The organism is Paracoccus sp. JM45 (assembly GCF_003590715.1).
Taxonomy (GTDB): domain Bacteria; phylum Pseudomonadota; class Alphaproteobacteria; order Rhodobacterales; family Rhodobacteraceae; genus Paracoccus.
In genome coordinates this window covers 1-662 of record NZ_QQVY01000073.1, presented here as the reverse complement: position 1 = coordinate 662, position 662 = coordinate 1, and the positions used below count along the sequence as shown (strand labels likewise).

The following is a 662-nucleotide window of genomic DNA, read 5'->3' as shown; positions in this document are numbered from 1 at the left end:
TACATAACATGGATTATTATTTTATCATTTTCTAGCCGGGCCCATTCTAAACTGGGTTGCGAAATTTCCCCTATCTTGCTGGAAAGCAGGAAGAATGAAAGATGGCGCATACTGCGCTGAACCTGCGCGAACGGCGCACGATCGAGGATATACTGAATGCCAAGGTCCCTGTGCCCGAGATCGCGGTGGAGATCGGCAGGCATGTTTCGATAGTTTACCGAGACATCAAACGCAATGGTTACACCGATCACGAACTTCCAGCGTTGAATAGATACTACGGCGTAGTCGCCCAACGCGCAGCGACCCAAAGACGTGCGCGGCGAAGGAAATTGGTGCGGCTTGTCGGCCTGCGCAAGGCAGTGATCAAGCAACTCAAAGAAGGTTGGTCGCCGGAACAGATCGCCGGTCGATTGCATTTGAAGGTCAAACGGTGCGCGTCTGCCACGAGACGATCTACACCTATATTTAGGGCCCTGACGGTCAATCCAGAGCGTGCTCAGGGCAAGATGAATGTCGCATCGCTGGTGGAGCGCAAGACCCGTTTTTCTGTTCTGTTCCGCAACAACGACCGCAGCACAACACACCTAATGAACCGGTTGATGAGCGTGATGGAACCCCTGCCCCAACCTGCCCGAAAATCCATCACTTTTGATCGCGGGATT

At 52.9% G+C, this 662-nt stretch carries 1 protein-coding gene; it reads left to right on the top strand.

Going from position 1 to position 662, the window contains the following annotated elements:
• Window positions 1-101: 101 nt before the first annotated feature.
• Window positions 102-662: helix-turn-helix domain-containing protein (locus tag DWB67_RS17785; RefSeq protein ID WP_255418755.1), on the top strand; the 561-nt coding region annotated here is incomplete at its 3' end.